The sequence below is a fragment of the Calidifontibacter terrae genome, assembly GCF_054778835.1.
In genome coordinates, this window is record NZ_BAAGZF010000006.1 from 225,484 (window position 1) to 245,846 (window position 20,363).

At 66.8% G+C, this 20,363-nt stretch carries 17 protein-coding genes and 2 riboswitches; of the genes, 5 read left to right on the forward strand and 12 right to left on the reverse strand.

The window, feature by feature from the left end:
* From ACYU98_RS09295 to ACYU98_RS09315, 5 genes are all read right to left on the reverse strand, one after another.
* A complete protein-coding gene (locus ACYU98_RS09295) occupies window positions 1–1,542 on the reverse strand; it encodes an RNA polymerase sigma factor (RefSeq protein WP_460468355.1) in 1,542 nt (513 codons plus the stop codon).
* Between the two features lie 287 nt (window positions 1,543–1,829).
* A complete protein-coding gene (locus ACYU98_RS09300) occupies window positions 1,830–2,186 on the reverse strand; it encodes a universal stress protein (protein WP_460467928.1) in 357 nt (118 codons plus the stop codon).
* A 32-nt stretch (window positions 2,187–2,218) separates the two neighbouring features.
* Window positions 2,219–3,343, reverse strand: a complete 1,125-nt coding sequence (gene metX, locus ACYU98_RS09305; RefSeq protein ID WP_460467929.1) for a homoserine O-acetyltransferase MetX — start codon at window positions 3,341–3,343, stop codon at window positions 2,219–2,221.
* Between the two features lie 36 nt (window positions 3,344–3,379).
* Window positions 3,380–3,497, reverse strand: a riboswitch (SAM riboswitch).
* Between the two features lie 121 nt (window positions 3,498–3,618).
* Window positions 3,619–4,692, reverse strand: a complete 1,074-nt coding sequence (locus tag ACYU98_RS09310) for a DUF4192 domain-containing protein (protein WP_460467930.1) — start codon at window positions 4,690–4,692, stop codon at window positions 3,619–3,621.
* A gap of 131 nt (window positions 4,693–4,823) precedes the next feature.
* A complete protein-coding gene (locus ACYU98_RS09315) occupies window positions 4,824–5,507 on the reverse strand; it encodes an EcsC family protein (RefSeq protein WP_460467931.1) in 684 nt (227 codons plus the stop codon).
* 53 nt (window positions 5,508–5,560) lie between these two features.
* Between ACYU98_RS09315 and ACYU98_RS09320 the strand changes: the two genes are divergently transcribed.
* The 3 genes from ACYU98_RS09320 to ACYU98_RS09330 all read left to right on the forward strand — a co-directional run bounded on the left by ACYU98_RS09320 (window position 5,561) and on the right by ACYU98_RS09330 (window position 8,917).
* On the forward strand, window positions 5,561–5,977 hold the full coding sequence (locus ACYU98_RS09320) for a SufE family protein (protein ID WP_460467932.1): 417 nt from the start codon (window positions 5,561–5,563) through the stop codon (window positions 5,975–5,977).
* A gap of 28 nt (window positions 5,978–6,005) precedes the next feature.
* Window positions 6,006–7,244: a hypothetical protein gene (locus ACYU98_RS09325; RefSeq protein WP_460467933.1), complete on the forward strand. Its 1,239-nt coding sequence runs from the start codon at window positions 6,006–6,008 to the stop codon at window positions 7,242–7,244.
* Window positions 7,245–7,324: 80 nt separating this feature from the next.
* Window positions 7,325–8,917 (forward strand): DNA polymerase, encoded by a 1,593-nt coding sequence (locus tag ACYU98_RS09330; protein ID WP_460467934.1) that lies wholly within the window; start codon window positions 7,325–7,327, stop codon window positions 8,915–8,917.
* A 7-nt stretch (window positions 8,918–8,924) separates the two neighbouring features.
* Here the strand turns inward: ACYU98_RS09330 and ACYU98_RS09335 are convergent, their stop codons facing one another.
* The 5 genes from ACYU98_RS09335 to ACYU98_RS09355 all read right to left on the reverse strand — a co-directional run bounded on the left by ACYU98_RS09335 (window position 8,925) and on the right by ACYU98_RS09355 (window position 16,345).
* A complete protein-coding gene (locus ACYU98_RS09335; RefSeq protein WP_460467935.1) occupies window positions 8,925–9,836 on the reverse strand; it encodes a PAC2 family protein in 912 nt (303 codons plus the stop codon).
* 78 nt (window positions 9,837–9,914) lie between these two features.
* Entirely contained in the window at window positions 9,915–10,340 is a 426-nt protein-coding gene (locus ACYU98_RS09340; protein WP_460467936.1) for an HIT family protein, read from the reverse strand.
* A gap of 20 nt (window positions 10,341–10,360) precedes the next feature.
* Window positions 10,361–14,257: an ATP-dependent RNA helicase HrpA gene (gene hrpA / locus ACYU98_RS09345; RefSeq protein ID WP_460467937.1), complete on the reverse strand. Its 3,897-nt coding sequence runs from the start codon at window positions 14,255–14,257 to the stop codon at window positions 10,361–10,363.
* 58 nt (window positions 14,258–14,315) lie between these two features.
* Window positions 14,316–15,476: a DUF4185 domain-containing protein gene (locus tag ACYU98_RS09350; RefSeq protein ID WP_460467938.1), complete on the reverse strand. Its 1,161-nt coding sequence runs from the start codon at window positions 15,474–15,476 to the stop codon at window positions 14,316–14,318.
* A 23-nt stretch (window positions 15,477–15,499) separates the two neighbouring features.
* On the reverse strand, window positions 15,500–16,345 hold the full coding sequence (locus ACYU98_RS09355; RefSeq protein WP_460467939.1) for a serine protein kinase RIO: 846 nt from the start codon (window positions 16,343–16,345) through the stop codon (window positions 15,500–15,502).
* 215 nt (window positions 16,346–16,560) lie between these two features.
* Window positions 16,561–16,676, forward strand: a riboswitch (SAM riboswitch).
* 71 nt (window positions 16,677–16,747) lie between these two features.
* On the opposite strand from ACYU98_RS09355, the gene ACYU98_RS09360 reads away from it, so the two are divergent.
* Window positions 16,748–18,079: a bifunctional o-acetylhomoserine/o-acetylserine sulfhydrylase gene (locus ACYU98_RS09360; protein WP_460467940.1), complete on the forward strand. Its 1,332-nt coding sequence runs from the start codon at window positions 16,748–16,750 to the stop codon at window positions 18,077–18,079.
* On the opposite strand, the gene ACYU98_RS09365 is transcribed toward ACYU98_RS09360, so the two are convergent.
* Together ACYU98_RS09365 and ACYU98_RS09370 are read right to left on the reverse strand one after the other, a co-directional pair.
* A complete protein-coding gene (locus ACYU98_RS09365; protein ID WP_460467941.1) occupies window positions 18,076–19,323 on the reverse strand; it encodes a DUF445 domain-containing protein in 1,248 nt (415 codons plus the stop codon). The genes ACYU98_RS09360 and ACYU98_RS09365 overlap by 4 nt on opposite strands.
* Window positions 19,324–19,464: 141 nt before the next feature.
* The gene (locus ACYU98_RS09370) at window positions 19,465–19,887 is read right to left on the reverse strand and encodes a hypothetical protein (RefSeq protein WP_460467942.1); all 423 of its coding nucleotides are present in this window, start codon (window positions 19,885–19,887) and stop codon (window positions 19,465–19,467) included.
* A gap of 16 nt (window positions 19,888–19,903) precedes the next feature.
* On the opposite strand from ACYU98_RS09370, the gene ACYU98_RS09375 reads away from it, so the two are divergent.
* Window positions 19,904–20,332, forward strand: coding sequence for a hypothetical protein (locus ACYU98_RS09375; RefSeq protein WP_460467943.1), 429 nt, complete (start codon window positions 19,904–19,906; stop codon window positions 20,330–20,332).
* The last annotated feature ends 31 nt before the right edge of the window (window positions 20,333–20,363 follow it).

Genomic DNA, 20,363 nt, shown 5'->3' on the forward strand with positions numbered 1-20,363 from the left:
TCAGTCGAGGTAGTCACGCAGGACTTGCGAGCGCGACGGGTGGCGCAGCTTGCTCATCGTCTTGCTTTCGATCTGACGGATCCGCTCGCGGGTTACGCCGTAGACCTTGCCGATTTCGTCGAGCGTCTTGGGTTGACCGTCGGTGAGACCGAAGCGCATCGAGACGACGCCCGCTTCACGCTCGGACAGCGTGTCCAGGACCGAGTGCAACTGCTCCTGCAACAGGGTGAAGCTCACCGCGTCGGCCGGAACAACGGCCTCGGAGTCCTCGATCAGGTCACCGAATTCGGAGTCGCCATCCTCGCCCAGCGGGGTGTGCAGCGAAATCGGTTCACGACCGTACTTCTGGACCTCGACGACCTTCTCGGGGGTCATGTCGAGTTCCTTGGCCAACTCCTCCGGAGTGGGCTCACGGCCAAGATCCTGCAACATCTGGCGCTGCACACGGGCGAGCTTGTTGATGACCTCGACCATGTGAACCGGGATACGAATGGTGCGGGCCTGGTCAGCCATCGCGCGGGTGATCGCCTGGCGGATCCACCACGTCGCGTACGTCGAGAACTTGTAGCCCTTGGTGTAGTCGAACTTCTCAACCGCACGGATGAGACCCAGGTTGCCCTCTTGGATCAGGTCGAGGAACAACATGCCGCGACCGGTGTAGCGCTTGGCCAGCGAGACGACCAGTCGCAGGTTGGCCTCGAGCAGGTGGTTCTTGGCCTTCTTGCCGTCCTGGGCAATCCACCACAGTTCGCGCTTGAAGGTCATGTCGATCTTCTCGCCGGAGTTCAGCTTCTCCTCCGCGAACAGACCGGCCTCGATCCGCTTGGCGAGTTCGACTTCCTGCTCGGCGTTCAGCAGGGCGACCTTGCCGATCTGCTTCAAGTAGTCCTTGACCGGGTCAGCGGTGGCGCCGGCGACCATCACCTGCTGGGCGGGCGCGTCTTCTTCGTCGTCTTGACGGATGACGAAGGTGGCTCCGTCGGTCTCTTCGTCCTTGCCGGACTTCTCGTCCTTGGCGTCGGCGTCCTTGCCATCGCTGGCGGTGTCGGCCGACAGGTCGAGGTCCTCGGCGGTGAGGTCTTCTGCTTCGCCGGCCTCTGCGTCATCGGCGACTGCCTTCTTGGCAGCAGTCTTCTTGGTGGCTGCCTTCTTGGCCGGCGCCTTCGCAGCGGTCTTCTTGGCAGCGGTCTTCGCAGTCGCTGCCTTGGTGGCGGTCTTCTTCGCCGCCGGAGTCGCGGCTGCCTCGACCTCGACCTCGTCGGCCTCGGTCGAAGCGGCGGGCGCCGCCTTCTTCGCAACGGTCTTCTTCGCGGCCGTCTTCTTGGCCGCAGGGGTCTTCTTCGCTGCGGTTTTCTTGGCCGTTCCCGAGGTGGCTGCCACCGCCTTGGTGCCGGCGACCTCGACTGTGACGCCCTCACGTTCCAGGGCGCGCAACACCGCCTTCATCCGGGCGGGGGTGAGTTCTACGGACTCCAGGGCCGAGCGCAACGCGTCGCCACTGACGGAACCCTGGGCCTTGCCGGTCGTGAGCAGTTCCTGCATTGCAGGTTCGGAAAACTCCTGCGGGAGAGCCGACGAAGCGGTGTTCGACACGGACGTCACCAACTACCTTCCATCACATTCGGATGCCTGGCATCCCCGGCTGAGGACAGCACGACGTGACGCCTCGCGGCGCGCGCATCGGTGGGGATTTCAAGCAAATTCGCGGTCACACTTCGGGTCAGGCCCGGAGGGCTGCGCGATCGTCTGCAACCATTATAAAACGACACATGCTCCGTCAGCGAAACGCCGTGTGTCGCGAACCTGTTCCCGGCCCGCGATTGCGCAGATCATCCCGCTTTGACGGCGAGAACAGGAACACCGGAATCCAGGAGAATTCGTTGGGCGTTGGATCCGAGGATCAGCTTGCCGACGCTGCTGCGGCGACGCAGTCCGATGACCAACATCGTGGCCGGAACCTGCTCGGCGAACTCCAGAAAGGCATCGGTCAGGTCGTGACCCCCAAGAGCGCCGGCAACGATTGTTTGAACCTCGGGCTCCGGGGGCCGTTCGGCGGCTCGATGGGCCGCTTGCTCATCCAGGGGGACCACGACCAGCGGCACCGCATGGGCCTTGGCCTGTCGGGCACCTTCAACCCAGGCGGCTTCACCCTCGGGTGTCGCCAAAAAACCAACCACGACGGACATCGTCACCTCCGCTAGAGATCGCGGATCCGACGCTACCCGACCCGACGCTGATGCCAGGTGACAACGGGCGAGACAGCATCTCGCACGATCTCGTCGATCTGGTCGCGCTCGACCAGGAATCCATCGTGACCACAGTCCGACACGATGACCCGCAGTGGCGCGCCGCTCGACTGTGCCATTCGCTGCGACAGCACCGGCGGGAACAGTCGATCGCTGTCGACAGCCACGAGGTGCAGGTCACCGTCGTAGGCGGCCAGGGCCGCATCGACACCACCACGCCCCCGACCGATGTCGTGGGTGGCCATCGCTCGGGTGAGACAGACGTAGCTCGAGGCATCGAACCGGCGCACCAGTTTCCCGGCCTGATGATCCAGATAACTCTCCACCGCGAACCGTCCGCCGCCGAGCGGGTCTTCGCCCGGTTGGGGCTCGACCCCGAATCGGGCATCCAGCTCGTGGGCGCTGCGGTAAGTGGTGTGGGCAATCCGTCGAGCGATGCCAAGCCCGACGGCCGGTGGCGCATCGTCGGCGTAGTCGCCACCGAGGTAGTTCGAGTCGGCGGTAATCGCGAGTGTCTGCGCCTGCCCCCAGGCAATCTGGTCGGCAGTCGCCACCGGGGTGGTCGCGATCGCCAACACGGCCGCACACCGCTGCGGCTCCCCCGCGGCCCACTCCAGCGCTCGCATCCCGCCCATCGACCCGCCCAGCACCAGATGCCAGCGAGTGATTCCGAGTTGGTCGGCCAGCAGAGCCTCGACGGCCACCTGGTCGCGAATCGTGATCGCCGGAAAACGATCAGCCCAGCGTCGGCCGTCTGGCGCGATCGACCGGGGGCCAGTGGTGCCGCGACAGCCACCCAGCACATTCGGGGCCACGATGAAGAAGCGGTCGGTGTCGAGCGGGAGTCCGGGACCGATGAGACCGTCCCACCAGCCCGGGGTCGGTTGACCGGGACCGGCGGGACCGACCACGTGGGCATCACCGGTCAGGGCGTGCTCGACCAGGACGGCATTGCTGCCGTCGGCAGCAAGGACACCCCAGGCCTCGTACGCGACCACGACACCGGGCAGGTCAACGCCCGACTCCAAGGCCACAGTGCCGATCTCGACACGACGAAGTGCCGGGTTGGCGAAGGGATCGTCAAGGAGATCGGGCACGCTGTCAGTCCTTCCGGGAAACCGGGGACCGAGCAGCCCCCGCGCCTTGCCGAGACCTTTCGGGGTCGTCGACCTTGTCCTCACCCGGGGCACCCCACGCGCGGTGGAGGGTTGCCGCCCAGCAAGCCGGGGCTTGTCGCTGGGACTCTTGACGACACCGACTTTAGCAGCGGCTTCTGGCGCCTTGCCAGGGCTGTTCATCGGTCGAGAAGCGGCGAGAACCGGTGAGAACCAACCGAGGAATCGGCTAGGAGTCGAGCGATACTCGGGCGCGGTCAACCGGCCGAATCCGTGGGCGTGATGCCGTGTTCCAGGCAGCGCGCGATCAGCTGGGCAAGGGTGTGGTCGGGGTCGGCGGTCAGCGCCCGGCCGATCGCGATGCTGGCCATCGCTCCCCCGCCGGCCGCCCACTCGTGGGCGGCGACAATGCTCCACAGCGGGGCGGACTCGCCCTCCGGAATACTGTTCGCCCACCTGATCAAACGCTCCACCGCGCCCTCCGGCGAGATCGACAACCCACACTCGGACGCGGCCTGAGTCAAGGGTTGCACCCCGAACGGCAGCAGGGTCGGGGGGAACCCGTCGGGAGCCACCCAGGCCAGCACCGTGTCGCGAACCGCGACCGTGCGTATCGATGCGGTCGCGGCGGCCAGCACATCGTCGGGAACCTCGGCGACCGGAGACGCCCCGGTGACGATCTGCACGATGGCCGACCACGACGGCGGCGGCGACGGCGGAGGCGCCCCATGGTCCGCGCCGCCGTACGGAGGATGCTCCAGCAGGGCGCGCAGTTGTCGCGCGCGGAGCCGCTCCGCGCTCGTCGCTGCCGCCTGCGTCTCGACGTCGCGCCGACTGGCAGCCGGTCGCCCGCCGCGCAGCACGGCTTCCAGAGCCACCGGCGCGCTGCGGATGTCCGGCAGCGGCCGCAGGCTCGAAGGACACTCGCCGCAGCCACACTCCAGGGCGCACCACTGCTCCTCCTCGACCAGGACAAGGTGACCGGCGGCGCGCCCGGAGTTCTGCAGAGTCAGCGCGGTCAGTTCGACGCACGCCGCGATCTGCGGCTCTAGCCCATAGCCGACGACGATCGCGTCGGTCATCGTTCGCGCCCTCGACCGACGCACAATGGTCGCCAGTCTGGCAACACCGGCGGGGTCATCGAACGGATCGAATCGGATGACACCCAGCAACCCGGATCCCTCCAGGAGAATCAGGACCACGCTGTTTTCCGGGGTGAACCCCAGTTGGTAGGGCACGTAGGCAATCGCCTCCGCAACTCCCTGCAAGGCGGGAAGTCGAGCAGTTGTGGGTGAGGGTCGAACGCCCGGAGAATCGGCAGCAGCAGTCATAAATTGAGGGCACACCATCTGGTGTGCCCTCAATCTGTGGTCGCTCACCGGCTGTGGAGAACGTGATCGCCATTCAGCAGATGTGGATCAATACAGCGAGACAAGAACCGGTATAGCTAAGAACCGGTGAATCAGACCGGACGGTTCGCGGGGAACTGCACCAACGCATTGTCCGCGATCTTGTGGAGCATCCAGACGTCCATTCCTGCCCCGATGAATCCGCCCGCCAACGGCACCGCCTTGCCGAGCCGGGTCGCGAATTTCTCGCCGACCTGACCGACCAACCGGAAGCCGACCGCCTTGTTGACCACGATCAGCACCGGCGGCGGAAGGCGATTGGTGGCGAGGCTGGCCAACCGCCCGGTCGAGACCACCCCGGCCTTGCTCAGCAAATCATTGGCGTCCGCGCCGACCAAGGTCAGCAGGATCGCCGAGCGCAACGACTCGTTGCGGAGGTCGTAGCCCCGCACCCGGGCGATCGATGCGACCATCCGCGTTGCCAACAGATAGAAACCGGCGACGTTGGCCGGCAGCGCGACGACCATGGTCACGAAACCACCGAGACCGGTGACGAATCCGCTTGCGCCGGCAAGCTTGCGGTGATCGGAGATGATCTCCTTGATCGCGTTGTCGACATTGCCGCCATGCTTGGCCAGCGCTGCTGAGGCCACCTTGTCGGCCGAGTCAAAGGTCGCCTTGCCGTCAATACCGACGGTGATGAGTCGATCGGCGAAGCTGAGCGCGGAAGCGCCCAAGGGTCCGCTGTCGAGCTTGACGGGCGCCTTGCTCTTCTGGGAGTTCTTGTGTCCGAACATGGGTCCATGATGGCAGCCCGACGCGCTGCACCCGACCTTCGAGAGGCGAACCCTTGACCGAAATCGAAGAACTGCTGTCCGAAGCCGTCAGCCTCTCGTCCCGCGATCGAGTGCAGTGGCTGGTGGAGCTCGGTGACGAGTTGCCCTCGGCGGACACGACCGATGAGTGGGTAGTGGTGCGAGAGTGCCAGAGCCCGGTGCAGGTCGCTGTCGGACAGGCAAACGGACGTGCCCGGGTGGCCGTTCAGGTGCCGGCGACGGCTCCCCTGATCCGCGGTGTGGCGGCCCTCATCGTCCTCGGTCTGGACGGTCAACCGATCGAAGACCTCCCCGAAGACCTCGTCGCGCGGCTCGACCTCTCGCACGTGGTGTCTCCGCTGCGGATCGCCGGTCTCAGCGGACTGTGGGGCAGGGTGCGCGCGGGCCTACAGCCAGAACCGGGCGGCCCCGATCACGGGAACCCGAGGTGACCAGCCCCGATGGGATAGTTTGGTGGCCATGTCCAACTCTTCCGGCTCCAAGAAGGCCCTGATCGCGATCCCTGCGGCCGTCGCCGTCCTGGGACTCATCCTGGTTCTGATCAGCGCACTGTCTAGCCCGAGCGTCAAGCTCGCCGGGTTCACCTCAGGTCAGCAGATCGCCTCCAACAGCGACGGGTTCTCCGTGTACAGCACGCAGCAGAGCGACCGCAGCGCCAGCGTGCAGTGCTCGACCCCTGTCGACCAGAAGACGCAGGTCTTCAACCAGCCGAGCGCCGACTACTCGGTCACCGCAGCCGGCAAGAAGTACTGGGAGATCGCGCGCACGCCCGACAGCCTGCCGGCTGGCAAATACTCCGTGACCTGCTCGAACATCAAGGGTGACGTCTACGCCGGAAACCGCGCCGACAAGATCGGCGGCAGCTGGCGCACCCCGGTTCTGATCCTCGGCCTGCTGATGCTGCTCGGTGGCCTCGTCGGCGCCGTGCTCATGTTCCTGCGCGGCCGCAAGACCCAGCAGCCCGCCCAGGCCCAGAACCCGTACGGCTACCAGTACGGCCAGCAGACCGGCGGCTACAGCGACGGCTACGGCACCCCCGGCTCGTTTGGTGTCTCGCCCGGTTCGCACACGCCTTCCCAGGGCACCCCGTACGGCGGTCAGCAGTCCGGTCAGCAGTCCGGTCAGCAGGGTTATGGACAGCAGGCGGGCCAGCAACCGAGCCAGCAGCCGAGCCCGCAGGGTTACGGCCAGCAGGGCTACGGCCAGCCGAGCCAGCCGGGTTCGGGCCAGAGCTACGGGCAGCCGTCGAACCCGCAGGGTTACGGCCGGCAGCCGAGCCAATCCGGTGAGTCTTATGGCCAGCAGCAGCCAAGCCAGCAGGGCTACGGCCAGCCGTCCGGTCAGGGTTACGGCCAGCAGCCGAGCCAATCCGGTCAGTCTTATGGCCAGCAGCAGCCAAGCCAGCAGGGCTACGGCCAGCCGTCCGGTCAGGGCTATGGCCAGCAGCCGGGCCAGGCCGGCTACGGCCAGTCGTCCAGTCAGCAGGGCTACGGCCAGCAGCCGAGCCAGCAGCCGAACCAGCAGGGCTACGGCCAGGGCGACGTATCCGATGCCGCCACTCAGGCGGTCAGCCGTGACGACATCCGCAATGCAACCTCCGGTTCGGATGCCGCGACCCAGGCCAAGAACATCGATGCGAACGGTGAAGGTCAGCAGGGTCAGTCCGGCTGGGAGCCCCAAGACGGCGGCCAGCACTGAGCGACGTTCCACCACCGGCAACCCCGCAGCGACTGCTGCGGGGTTCGCTGTGTGCGGTGGTCTGCGGCCCGGACGGGAGGGTGACGTTCGCGGGTGACGAGCAGGTCAGTGATTACCCCGATGCCGCGGCCGCGGTAGCGGCTATGAGTCCGCAGGTTCGTTACGTGTGGTGGCGTGCCACCGACGTACGCAGCTTGGCTCGGCTCCTGCCCATTGCTCGGTGCTGGGACGTCGCCGCCGTGCACCGGCTCGTCGCCGGTGGTTCGAGCGACGACCCAGCGATCTGTTGGGCAACCGTTTTCGGGCTCGAACCGGTGGCCGAGCCGGAGCAATCGGTCGATGATCTCTTCGCCAGCCAGGCCCCGTCGTTGCCGATCCGCGACGGTGTGGCGCTGCCACCCGATGCCGGCTCCCCCGCCCGGCTGACCGACCCCGATCACCGCGCTGCCTACGCTCGGGCGGCGCTGACCGTCGCGCGCCGCCAGGCACAGGTGTTGTGGGATCGCGTCGGTGAGCGGGCCTGCGCCATCAGCGAATCCGGCGCCGCGCTGCTGTCGGTGGAGTTGGCGAACGAGGGTCTGCCGGTCGACCGGGAGGTGCTGGAAGAGTTGATCGGTGCGGCTGCCGGACCGCGGCCGGCCACCGAGGAGGACGCCGTCGCCAACCGCCGGCTGCGAGACGAGATCGTCTGGCGCCGCGCGCCAGGGCGACGACCGTTCGACCTGCGAAACCCGGCCGCCGTGCGAGAAGCCCTGCGCAGCGCTGGGGTCATCGTCGACGACACCCGAGCCTGGCACCTCGAGCCCTACCGCGCGGGCTCACCGCTGGTGGATGCCCTGCTGACGTGGCGCAAGGCCGAACGGATCGCCACGACGTACGGCTGGCATTGGATTGCGAGCTGTATCGGCGCCGACGATCGCCTGCGCGGAGAGTGGGAGGCCTCCGATGGTGGGGCTGGCCGGATGACCGCGGGGTCAGGACTGCACAGCCTGCCCACCCCGCTGCGACCTGGCATCGTCGCCGCGCCCGGGCACCTTTTCGTACGAGCCGATCTCGGTCAGATCGAACCGCGGGTGTTGGCGGTCGTCGCCCGCGATCCGCAACTCGCGGCCGCGACCCGCGCGGACGACCTCTACGCCAGCGTCGCAACGGAGCTGGGGGTGGATCGACCGTCCGCGAAGATCGCCATGCTCGCGGCGATGTACGGCCAGACCTCCGGCAATGCCGGACAGGTGGTCGCGCAGTTCGAACGCAGCTATCCGGTGTCGATGGCGTTCCTGCGCAAGGCGGCCGCCGAGGGTGAAGCAGGACGGGCAGTGACGACGTACGGCGGCCGTCGGGTGCCCGTCGGAGTCGACCCCACCGGCGACGTGTGGGCCGCGCGTGCCCGCGGCCGGTTCACCCGCAACGCGGTGGTGCAGGGTGCGGCCGCCGAACTGTTCAAGGCCTGGGCCTTGACCGTACGCGCCGCTGTTGAGCCGCTCGGGGCCCGCATCGTCCTCTGCTTGCATGACGAACTGCTGGTGCATGCGCCACAGGAGCAGGCACCAGCAGTGGCCGCGGCCGTCGATCAGGGCCTTGCCGACGCCGCCCGGCGTTGGTCGCAGGGGTCACCGGTGCGGTTCGTCGCCGACACCCGGGTGATGCGCAGCTGGTCTGAGGCGAAGGACTGAGCGAGCCTCAGTCGTCGCTGGTTTCATCGCGCAGGAACTGCTCGAACTCCGCGCCGATCTCCTCGGCGCTGGGCAGTTCGGCCAGTTCGGTGGCCAACAGGTTCTGCCGCTGACGGCCCTCTTGGAAGGCGTCGTATTGCTGTTCCATGCCTTCGACCGCTTCCTTGATCTCGTCGTTCGACTCGATCTGGCGGGTGATCTCGACCCGGTTCAACTCAGCCTGCATCGCCAAGTCGGTGACCGGCAAGGACAGCCCGGTCAGCCCACTGATCGCGTCGATGGTGGCGACCGCCGAGTCAACGAAATCCATCTGGGCGAGGTAGTGGGGAACGTGCACCGCGAAACCAACGGCGTCGATGCCGGCTTCGTCGAGACGAAGGTGGAGCAACGACTCCAGAGTCCCGGGAACCTGCACGGTTCCGAAGACCGGGTTGTTCTCCGGAATCAGCGAGCGGTCGGTCGCATAGCGAGTCATCCCGACCGGACGGGTGTGGGGCACCGCCATCGGAATGCCGAAAGCGCTCACCACCATCTGCACCGCAAGGCGGCGCACCAAGAAGCGGATCGCCTCGATGACGCGCTCCCACTGGTAGTCGGGTTCGGGCCCGGCCAGCAGCAGGAAGGGGGTCCCCTCGTCGTCGACGAGGCGGTAAAGGTTCATCGCCGGGTCGTCATAGGCCGAGTAGTGGTCTCGGTCGAAGGTCATCACCGGACGACGGCCGCGGTAGTCAAGCAACTGGTCGACATCGAACGACGCCACGACGGTGTGTTCGAGGCTGCCGAGCAGATGACGTACGAGCAACTGCTGGGTGTTGCCAGCGTCGATCAAGCCGCCTAGGGCGACGATCATGGTCGGTGCACCCACCTGGCTGGCGTGGGTGTCGGTCTCGAAGCGGATCAGCTCCAACGGGTCCTGCACGGCATCTCTCCTCGCGTTGCTTCCGCTGTGTCCAACGCTTGCGCCGCCCAGACATTCCCACCGGCGCTGCGTGGTTGCTCAACCGGGCAGGTTCGCCTCGTGTCCGTCGGCGTGCAGCCGGTCCCGCAGGCGCTGCGCGTTGGCGGCCAACACCTGCTGGTCCTGACCGTGGGTGACCTTCGAGAGGTCGAAGTCGCCCAGCGAGTTAGTCGGCCAGACGTGAACATGCAGGTGTGGAACCTCGAACCCGGCGATCATCAGGCCGGCCCGCTGCGACTCAAAGGCCACTTTCTGAGCCCCACCGATCACCCGAGCGACATCAACGAGGTGATCAAGCAGGGCCGGTTGCGCGTCGGTCCACTGGTCGACCTCCTCCCGCGGAACCACGATCGTGTGGCCGTCGGTGAGCGGGTCGATCACCAAGAACGCCACACACTGCTCGTCTTGCCAGACGAAGTGGCCCGGGATCTCGCCGTTGATGATCTTGCTGAAGAGGGTCGCCATGGGCGCCAGCGTAGGGCGCCTCAGCTGCGATCTTCCACGGCGTCCATGGCCGCGAAGATCCGTTTGATCGACACCGGACCGGCGGTGCCCAGCTTCTGCGCGAACAACGACACCCGCAGTTCCTGGACCATCCAGCGCAGCTGGACAACGTCAGGATCGGTACGCCGGGTCGCTGGGATCGCGGACAGCAGCGTGGCGAGTTCCTTTTCGACGTGCACGACATCGCCCTCGCGCTCCGCGTCCTTCGCCAGATCGGTCGGCGCCTTGGTGGCACGCTCGAGCATCGCTCGAAGGTAGACCTGCAGACGGCGGAGCCGGCCGGCGCCGGTCTCGGCGACGAAGCCCGGGTGGATCAGGTCGGTCAACTGCGCATCGAGTTGCGCGCGCAGGTCGGCGACCGAGGGTGCCGACATGGCGTCGATCACCAGCCGCACCTCGCGGGCGGTGTTCAGGCAAGGGCCGACGAGGTCGACCACCTCAATCACCTCGGGCACAACCTGCTGCTTGACCACCTCGGCCGCCCGCTCGAACTGCGCAGGCGTACGCACACTGCCACCGGGGAACTCCCGCGCGACGATCGCGTCTACCGCGGCGGCGAGGATGTCGTCGTACAACTCCTCGCGAGTGGCGTGGGGGTGATGGCCGAGCGCGAGCTTTTGGGTGTTGCTCAGCATTGAGATGATCCGGTTCCACGGAACGTCGGTGGCCAGCAGCACCAGCCGGCGTACGCCCAAATGAGTCGCGTGGTCACGCTCGGAAGCCGTCGGCAAAACCCGCAGCGCGACCGAACTGCCCTCGTCGACCAGCGCCGGATAACCGACCACCGACCGCCCCTTGGTCTGCGCCTCGATCTGGTCGGGCAGCGTCAGGTCCTCCCAGCGGGTGATCCCCGCCCGCTCCATCGCCTCGCCGACTCGTGACATCGCCTGTTGCACCGAGCCATGCAGTTCCTGCTGGAGCGCAGTGAGATCCTTGCCCTCGGCGAGGGTGCGGCCCTTGGCACCCTCGATCCGGAAAGTCATCCGCAGGTGGTCCGGAACCTTCGACCAGTCGAACTCGGCGGCAGAGACGCGCTGAGGTCCGCGGGCGGTCAGGGCCACGGCGAGCGCCTCCCCCAGACCGATTCCCCGGTCGATGCCTTCGGCGAGCAGCGGAGCGACCGCGCGGGCAACGTCGGGAGCCGGAACGAATTGCTTGCGGACGGCCTTCGGCAACGACCGGATCAGGGCGGTGACCAGCTCTTCGCGGACCCCGGGCACCAAGGCGTCGAATCCCTGGTCCTCGACCTGGTTGAGCTGTTCGATCGGAAGGTGCACGGTGACACCGTCGGCGTCGGAACCGGGGTCGAACTGATAGGTCAACCGGAACGACAAGCCACCCTGCAGCCAGCTCTTGGGGAAGTCCGACAGATCGAGTTCGTCGGCCTCAGCGGTCATCAGCAGGTCGCGGGTGAAGCTGAGCAGTTTCGGGTGCTCTCGCGAATGGCGGCGCCACCAGTGGTCGAAGTCGGCGCCGCTGACGACGTCGGCGGGCAGGCGTTCGTCGTAGAACTCGAACAGCACGTCGTCATCGACCATCAGGTCGCGGCGGCGGGTCCGGGCTTCGAGCTCACTGACCTGACCGAGCATCGACCGGTTGTCGGCGAAGAACTTGTGGTGGGTCTGCCACTCCCCCTCGATCAGCGCGTGTCGGATGAACAGCTCGCGGGCGTGTTCGCGATCGATGCGGCCGAAGGACACCGGTCGTCCGGCTGCCAGCGGCACTCCGTAGAGGGTGACGCGTTCGGAGCAGATCGCTTGGGCCTGCTTCTTCTCCCAGCGCGGTTCAGAGTAGGAACGCTTGACCAGGTGAGGAGCCGCCGCCTCGATCCAGGCGGGGTCGGTGCGGGCGTTCGTACGGGCCCACAGTCGCGAGGTCTCGACAAGTTCGGCCGACATCACCCAGTCGGGCTGGCTGCGGAACAGCGCCGACCCGGGCTGGATCGCGAATCGGGCGCCGCGGGCGCCCAGGTAGTCGCGCGTGTCGCGGTCGCGCAGTCCGACCTGGGAAAGCAGTCCGGTCAACAACGCCTGGTGAACAGTGTCGTCAGCGGCCGGAGTGTCGTTGAACGACAGATCGAGTCGCTTGCAGATGTCGCGCAACTGGGAGTGCAGGTCTTGCCACTCGCGCACCCGTAGGTAGTGCAGGAACTCGGTGCGACACATCCGCCGGAAGGCGCTGCCGGAGAGCTCCCGCTGCGAGTCACGCAGGTAGTTCCACAAGTTGAGGATGGTCAGGAAGTCGCCGGCGTCGTGCTTGAACCGGGCGTGTTGTTGATCGGCTTGCGGACGCTGCTCCACCGGCCGCTCTCGGGGGTCTTGGATCGACAACGCCGCGACGATCGGCAGCACCTCGCGCAAGGCTCCGACCCGCGCCGCCTCAACGATCATTCGGGCCATTCGCGGATCGACCGGCAGCGCGGCGATAGCCCGTCCGACGTCGGTCATCCGGCGTCGCCCGGCGTCCTCCTCGACGGCGTGCAGTTCGTGCAGCAACCGCAGGCCGTCGGTGATCTGCCGCGAGTCCGGCGGCTGCACGAACGGGAAGCGGCCGATGTCGCCGAGGTTGAGCGAGATCATCGCCAGAATCACCGACGCGAGGTTGGTACGCAGGATCTCGGGGTCGGTGAACTCGGGCCGAGCAGCGAAGTCCGCTTCGTCGTATAGCCGGATGCAAATGCCGTCGGCGACCCGCCCGCAGCGACCGGAGCGTTGGTTGGCCGAAGCTTGCGACACCGGTTCGATCGGCAGTCGTTGCACCTTCGTACGCTGGCTGTAGCGGGAGATCCGCGCGGTCCCGGTGTCAACGACGTAGCGGATCCCCGGAACCGTGAGCGAGGTCTCGGCAACGTTGGTAGACAACACAATTCGCCGACCAGAGTGCTTTGCGAAGATACGGTGCTGTTCGGCGGCTGACAGCCGCGCCATCAGCGGCAGCACCTCGGTGTGGGGCAGGTCCAACCGATTCAGGGCATCGGCCGCATCGCGGATCTCGCGCTCACCCGAACAGAAGACCAGGACGTCCTGCGGGCCGCCATCCTCCGGTTCGGTCCACAGTTCCGCGACCGCGTCGATGATGCCGGTGACCTGATCGACGTCGACCAGTTTCACCGGCGCGTCGACTCCGCCACCGCGCTGCTCGCGCACCAGCGGCCGATAGCGGACCTCGACCGGATAGGTGCGCCCGGAGACCTCGATGATCGGCACCGTGGTCTCCGGTGTCGCGAAGTGTTCGGCGAAGCGCTGTGGATCGATCGTCGCCGAGGTGATGATCACCTTCAGGTCGGGGCGCCTCGGGAGCAGCTGTTTGAGGTAGCCGAGGATGAAGTCAATGTTCAGTGACCGCTCGTGGGCTTCGTCGATGATCAGCGTGTCGTATTGCTGCAGCGATCTGTCTCGCTGCAGCTGGGACAGAAGGATGCCGTCGGTCATCACTTTGACCAGCGAGTTGCTGCCGGAATGGTCGGTGAACCGCACCTGGTAGCCGACCAGTTCGCCGATCTCGGTGTCGAGTTCCTCCGCCAGCCGCTCGGCCACCGACCGCGCGGCGAGCCGGCGAGGTTGGGTGTGGCCGATGACCCCGGTGATGCCTCGGCCGAGCTCCAGGCAGATCTTCGGGATCTGGGTGGTCTTCCCCGAGCCGGTCTCCCCCGCGATGACGACGACCTGGTGGTCGCGGATCGCCGCGGCAATCTCGTCCTTAGCGTCAACGACGGGCAGGTCCGGATAGCGGATCTCCGGAACCAGCGCGCGACGCTGAGCTTGCTGTTCCGGGGTGAGGGCGCGCGGTCCGCTCGGGCGGCGGGACGAACCGCCCGTACGCCGTCCGCCGGAGCGTCGGCCGCCGCGGCGCGGGGAGGAGGGTGCGGGAGAATTCATGAGGAAGGCCAGTTTCTCAGATCCGCGCGACCGCCAGCATCCGAGTTGTTTCGGGCGCTCAGGGCAGCGGCACTTCCAGGAACCGCGGCCGACCCAGCGCGGGCTCGGTCAGCAAGCGATTCTGGTCGGTGGGATTGCGCGAATACGACACCAGCAATTTGCCGTCAGCCAAGGTGAGTTCGGGATGCGCCAGCGGCTGATAGGTGACCACTCCGTTGCCCTCGGCATGGGGCAGCGGCTGCTCGTGCACCAGCGTCCACGGCCCCTGTGCGGTTGGCGCGGTCCATAGCCCGAGGGTGTCGCTCAGGTCGCCACCCTTCTTCGAGACGGCTACGAATGACCCGTCGATCCGGTGCACCGACAAAGCCTGTGAGACACCGGGATCCGCGGAGACGACCGGACTGACTGACTGCGCCGACGATGCCCAGCCCGAGCCGTCCCAGTAGGTCCAGGCGGTTGGTCGGGTGGCATCGCCCACCGGCATCCGGGCGAGGGACAGTGCGCGAGGACCGGCTCCGATCGCGGCCCCATACGTTCCGTAGACGTAGAGGAAACCGCCATCGATCACCATCGCCGCACCCCAGTTCAGCTGGGCTGCATCCCGCCGGTCCGGCGTGATCTGCACGACCCGCGGGTTCGACGGCGCACCGCCGCGCGGGATGTGCAGGGTCGCAATGCTCGCGCCGAGGTAATCGAAGTCGTAAAGCCCCGATCCGGTGCGCTCGATCCGGGAGCAGGCGATCCACAGATCGTCGCCGGTGGCCGTGGACCGCGCGACCAGCGACGAGGGCCAACATGCCGTTCCGGGGCTGTTGGGCACCAGCGGCAGACCGTGATCGACCGCCTGAACGGTGCAGTCGCCGCGGGTGATGAGCATCGAGCTGGACGCGAAGCGGGGGTTCACCGTCGCGTCGCGGGCGGTATCACCGAACACCCAAGCGACCCGCCCGTCCACCAGCCGAACCGACGCGCCAACGTCGGCTGAGCGCCACGTCGTCAGGCCGCTGAGGCCGCTCATCCAGCGGTTGTAGCCGGCCACCGAGGTGGGTGCTGTGTCCGGCGTGCAGGTAGGGGCGTTCGTCGGTTGGGTGATTCCCAACGAGGCGGCGCCGATGCCGGAGGACCAACTCGCCTCGGGATAGCGGGGCGGCTGAGCGGTAGGGGCGCAGGCGCTGAGCAACAACGCCATCGCCAGCAGCCCGCCCGTTCGCCCGTCCACCTGCGTCACCCTAGACGGGCAGCTCAGAACAGGAAGCCGATCAGTTCGGCGAACAAGTCCTCGGCATCGCAGTCATGGCCCTTGCTGGCGAACCAGGTGCAGACGTTGACGCAGTCGCGGTGCAGGTAGTCCATCGCGTTCGGGTTTGCCACCACATCGACGACCTGCGGGACATCAATGATCACGATGCCGTGGGCCGCCGCGAGGATGTTGTACGCCGACAGGTCACCGTGAGCAATCCCCTTGCCGCACAACGTGATCAGAGCAAGCCGCAGCTGCTCGAACCAGTCCGCCAGTTGCCTCGGCGTTGGCCGGGTCGCCGCCAACCGCGGCGCCGGCATACCGTCGGCGTCGACCACCAGTTCCATCAGGATCTCGAGGCCGTCAATCTGCACCGGATAAGGCACCGGGACGCCACTGGTCCACAGGTCGACCAGGTAGCCCCATTCGGCCTGGGCCCAGACGCCGGCGGCGACCTGCTTTCCGAAGGAGGTGCCGGTTGCCACCGCCCGAGCCTCACGGCTGTCCTTCAGCCGTCGCCCTTGCGTATAGCCAGCGTGGCGCCGGAACGCGCGGTGCTCCGGCGGCCGGTAACGCTTCGCCGCCATCCGCGTGCTTTTGGATTGGTCAAAGGTGGTGCGCTCGAGCAGGAAGACGTCGGCTTCCTTGCCCGTTTTGAGCACCCCGAGTTCGGTATCGATCGACTCGTCGGTGGTGACGACCCAGTCGGGTCGGGGTTCGGGGCCACGTTGCAGCCGTTCGAGGCTGCCCCAGGTCGACCAGCGTTGGCCGGGTTCGAGGTCAGTGGCCGGGGCGGTGAAGTGCAGGTCCGACAGGTCGCCGATGCGACCGGCAGGGATGGATGACACGGGAGTTCTCCGTCGTTCGAAGGTGGTGCTGGCAGGCGCGCAGGCGCAGGTTCTCGGCCATGATCACGTCCCTTCGTTCGGGCGACGGATGTCGCGGTTTCTCCCCGATGAGCCCCCAGCCTCCCGCGGACGATCAACCGCCGGCAACCGAATTTCCGTCCGGATGCAGAGACGCCGATTTCCACCGTGGCGCCCCGGTGTCTAACCTGCTGCCAGGTCACGAGTGCCAGCAATGAGCCCCGGCTTGCTGGCCGGCAACCCTCCACCGCGGTGGGGTGCCCCGGGTGAAGACCAGGCCTGCGCCGCAGATCGACGCAGGCAAGCGCGGATCTGTCGACTTCGAGAGTCCGCCGTACGCACGCGGCAGGAACGACCTGTCCGCACAGGATGGAGGACATTCTCATGACCGACACCAACTGGGCCTTCGAGACGCGACAGGTGCACGCCGGCCAGGTCGTCGACGAGACGACCGGAGCGCGCGCGCTGCCGATCTACCAGACGACGTCGTACGTCTTCAAGGACACCGATCACGCCGCGAACCTGTTCGCGCTCAGTGAGTTCGGCAACATCTACACGCGGTTGATGAACCCGACCACTGATGCCGTGGAGCAGCGGATCGCCAGCCTTGAGGGTGGCGTCGGCGCGCTGTTGGTCGCCTCCGGCCAAGCCGCAGAGACGCTCGCCATCCTCAACATCGCCGAGGCGGGTTCCCACGTCGTCGCCTCACCGGCGTTGTACGGCGGCACCTACAACCTGCTCAAGCACACTCTGCCCAAGTTCGGCATCGAGGTGACCTTCGTCGACAACGCTCGCGACCCCGAACAGTGGCGTGCTGCGGTGCGACCGAACACCAAACTGTTCTTCGCCGAGACCATCTCGAACCCGAAGAACGAGGTGCTGGACATCGAGGCCATAGCCGGCGTTGCGCATGACGCCGGGGTTCCGTTGGTGGTCGACAACACCATCGCGACGCCCTATGTCCTGCGCCCGATCGAGCATGGCGCCGACATCGTGATCCACTCCGCGACGAAGTATCTCGGTGGCCACGGGACCTCGATTGCCGGCGTGATCGTCGACAGTGGCAACTTCGACTTCGCCAAGGATCCGGAGCGGTTCCCGAACTACAACACTCCCGAGGAGAGCTATCACGGCCTGGTCTACGCGCGTGACCTCGGCGTGGGCAGCCCGCTGGGCGCGAACCTGGCGTTCATCCTCAAGGCGCGGGTGCAGTTGCTACGCGACCTGGGTTCGGCCGTCTCCCCGTTCAACGCGTTCCTGATCGCTCAGGGTGTCGAGACGCTCAGCCTGCGGGTCGAGCGACACCTGGAGAACGCGCGCAAGGTGGCCGAGTTCCTGCAGGGTCACGCGCAGGTGGAAAAGGTCGGCTGGGCCTCCCTGCCGGACCACGACTACTACGACCTCGCGCAGAAGTACGCCCCCAAGGGCGCCGGCGCGGTGTTGACCTTCGAAATCGAAGGTGGCGTCGAAGCAGGCCGTAAGTTCGTCGAGGGGTTGGTCCTGCACTCCCACGTCGCCAACATCGGCGATGTGCGGTCGTTGGTGATCCACCCCGCCTCCACGACCCACTCCCAGGGCAGCGGCGAGGACCGTCTCGCGGCCGGCGTAACACCAGGACTGGTGCGTCTAGCGGTCGGCATCGAGCACATCGACGACATCATCGCCGACCTTGAGTTGGGCTTCGAGGCCGCGCGTCAGGCGAAACTGGCCGCCTAGAGCAGCTGCGACACCGTGTAGATCAGTAGGCCGACGAGGCCGCCGACGACCGTGCCGTTGATCCGGATGAATTGAAGGTCCCGACCAACGTGCAACTCGATCCGTTCGGCGGCCTCGTTGCCGTCCCACCGATCGATCGTCTGCGAGATGACGGTCGACAACTCACGACCGTAGGTTCGCACCGCGAATCCGACGACCTCCGCCAACCGGCGGTCCAGTGAACCCCGGAACTCGGCGTCGTCGGTGACCCGGCGTCCGAGGTCGCGCAGCGCAACCGCCATCCGTTCGCGCAGTTCGCCACCTGGGTCGGCGAGCGCCTCGACGATCGCCGTACGGACCGATCCCCACAACGAGACCAGCGACCCGGCCACCGAGGGGTGCTCCAGGAAGCGGACCTTGAGGGCTTCGGCCTTGGCGATGGTGTCGGGGTCGTGTTGCAGGTCGCGGGCGAGGCTGGCCAGCAGGTTGTCGAGCGCAACCCGCGCCGAGTGGTCCGGGCTGTCTCGTACGTCGGCAAGCCAAGCGACGATCTCGGTGTGAACGCGGGTGCTCACCGTGTCATCCAGCCACTTGGGCGACCACCAGGGAGCGCGCTGCTGCAGCAAATCGACGATGGTGCCCTGATTGCTACTCACCCAGTCGTGCAGTTCCCGGACACCCAGATCGACCAGCCCGCGGTGGGAACGGTCGGCGAGCACGCCCTCCAACAGGTGACCGGCCAGCGGTCCGACCGGCTCCCGGCCAAGCCGGGGCAGCAGGATCCGATCGAGCAGCCGCCGGACTTCGTCGTCTTGGACCGACGCGACACCCTTGGCCAACGCGGGCGCGAGTTCGGCAACGACCCGCTCCGCGCTGCCAGGCAGCTGCAGCCATCGCCCGACGCGCGCCGGGACCTGCGCGGCTTCCAGCCGGGTCTGCACGTTGTCTTCGGTGAGGAAGTTCTCGGTGACGAAGTCCTCGAGGCTGACCGCGATCGAGTCCTTACGTTTCGGGATGATCGCGGTGTGCGGGATCGGCAGACCTAACGGATGCCGGAACAGGGCGGTCACCGCAAACCAGTCGGCCACGGCACCCACCATCGCGGCCTCGGCCGTCGCGTTGACATAACCCCAACCACCGCCGTGTCCGTGGGTCACGACGAACACGATCGCGGCGAACACCAGGAGCGACAACGCGAGCGCCCGCATCCGGCGCAGCCCGCGGCGGCGCTGCTCGTCGGCCTCGCCGAGGATCGGTCCGTTCAAAGTGGTAGTGATGACGGTGCTCCCCCGTTATGCCGACCGAGCACATTGATCGGCCCCTACCCGCAATGTACGGGAGGGCGCCGGTCAACGCTCGCAGGTGTCTACCAGCAGTACGCGCCGCACATTCCAGGAGGTGAACTCTCAGCCCTGCCAACCGACCTGGGCAGCTTCGCCGTCGTCCTTACCACCGGCCCACAGCAGGGTGTACTTGCTGTAGTCCTTGCCCTTCGGCACCGCGAACGCGATCTTGCCGGAAGCGCTGGTGATCGAACCGGTGAGCGAGGTTAGCTTCAACCGCTGGTTGCTCGGAACGGCGGCGGAGTAGCCGTTGTTGTCGCAGAGGTGGCCGCTGTCGTCGGTCAGGGTGAAATCGAGGTAGAAGGCTGACGCATAGCCGTCGCCACCCTTCTTATCGATCTTCACGTCGAAGACGAGCAGCTGGTAACCCTCGTCGACGGAGTAGTCGGTGGCCGCGACGGGGGTCGGCTTCTGGACGGTGACCTCCATCGGCACCGAGGAGTAGCTGTCGTAGTTAGTGGAGACGACCTGACCGAACTGGTTCATCTTCGTCGCTGCCGACTTGACGCTCCAGGTGGTCGCGGAGTCGTCGTTGCACTGGCCCTCGCCACCGGCAGCCGGTGAGGTGCTCGGAACCGAGCCGTCGGAGCTGCTCGACGAACTGTCCGAACTGCTGCTGGAGGAGCTATCGGAGCTGCTCGACGAGGTGTCCGAACTCGTCGAGGTGGCGTCGGAACTGGAACTGCTCGAGCCGTCTGAGGTGGGCGACGAGCCATTGGTGGCGCTCGTGCTGCTCGGCGCAACGGCCGTGGGGGCGTCGTCAGGGCCGCAGGCGGTCATGCCCAGGCTCAACGTCGCGCAGGCGGCGACGGCAATAGTCGTACGTCGGATGTTCATGGAGCTCTCCCCTAATGGTGTTCTGTCGGTCCGCGCTCGGCGGGTGTCTATGGCCTGCAGTCTGACCACGACGGGCGCGCAATGGTTCCCTTAACTGGGAACGGGTTGATAACAACGCGACAACA

Excerpts from the sequence above, each read along its gene's own strand:
- ACYU98_RS09370 (WP_460467942.1), bottom strand. The coding sequence starts at position 19,887 with ATGAACCAGTTCGGTCAGGTCGTCTCCACTAACTACGACAGCTACTCC.
- ACYU98_RS09310 (WP_460467930.1), bottom strand. The coding sequence starts at position 4,692 with ATGACTGCTGCTGCCGATTCTCCGGGCGTTCGACCCTCACCCACAACT.
- ACYU98_RS09295 (WP_460468355.1), bottom strand. The coding sequence starts at position 1,542 with ATGCAGGAACTGCTCACGACCGGCAAGGCCCAGGGTTCCGTCAGTGGC.
- hrpA (WP_460467937.1), bottom strand. The coding sequence starts at position 14,257 with ATGAATTCTCCCGCACCCTCCTCCCCGCGCCGCGGCGGCCGACGCTCC.
- ACYU98_RS09300 (WP_460467928.1), bottom strand. The coding sequence starts at position 2,186 with ATGTCCGTCGTGGTTGGTTTTTTGGCGACACCCGAGGGTGAAGCCGCC.
- ACYU98_RS09340 (WP_460467936.1), bottom strand. The coding sequence starts at position 10,340 with ATGGCGACCCTCTTCAGCAAGATCATCAACGGCGAGATCCCGGGCCAC.
- ACYU98_RS09325 (WP_460467933.1), top strand. The coding sequence starts at position 6,006 with ATGTCCAACTCTTCCGGCTCCAAGAAGGCCCTGATCGCGATCCCTGCG.
- ACYU98_RS09315 (WP_460467931.1), bottom strand. The coding sequence starts at position 5,507 with ATGTTCGGACACAAGAACTCCCAGAAGAGCAAGGCGCCCGTCAAGCTC.
- ACYU98_RS09360 (WP_460467940.1), top strand. The coding sequence starts at position 16,748 with ATGACCGACACCAACTGGGCCTTCGAGACGCGACAGGTGCACGCCGGC.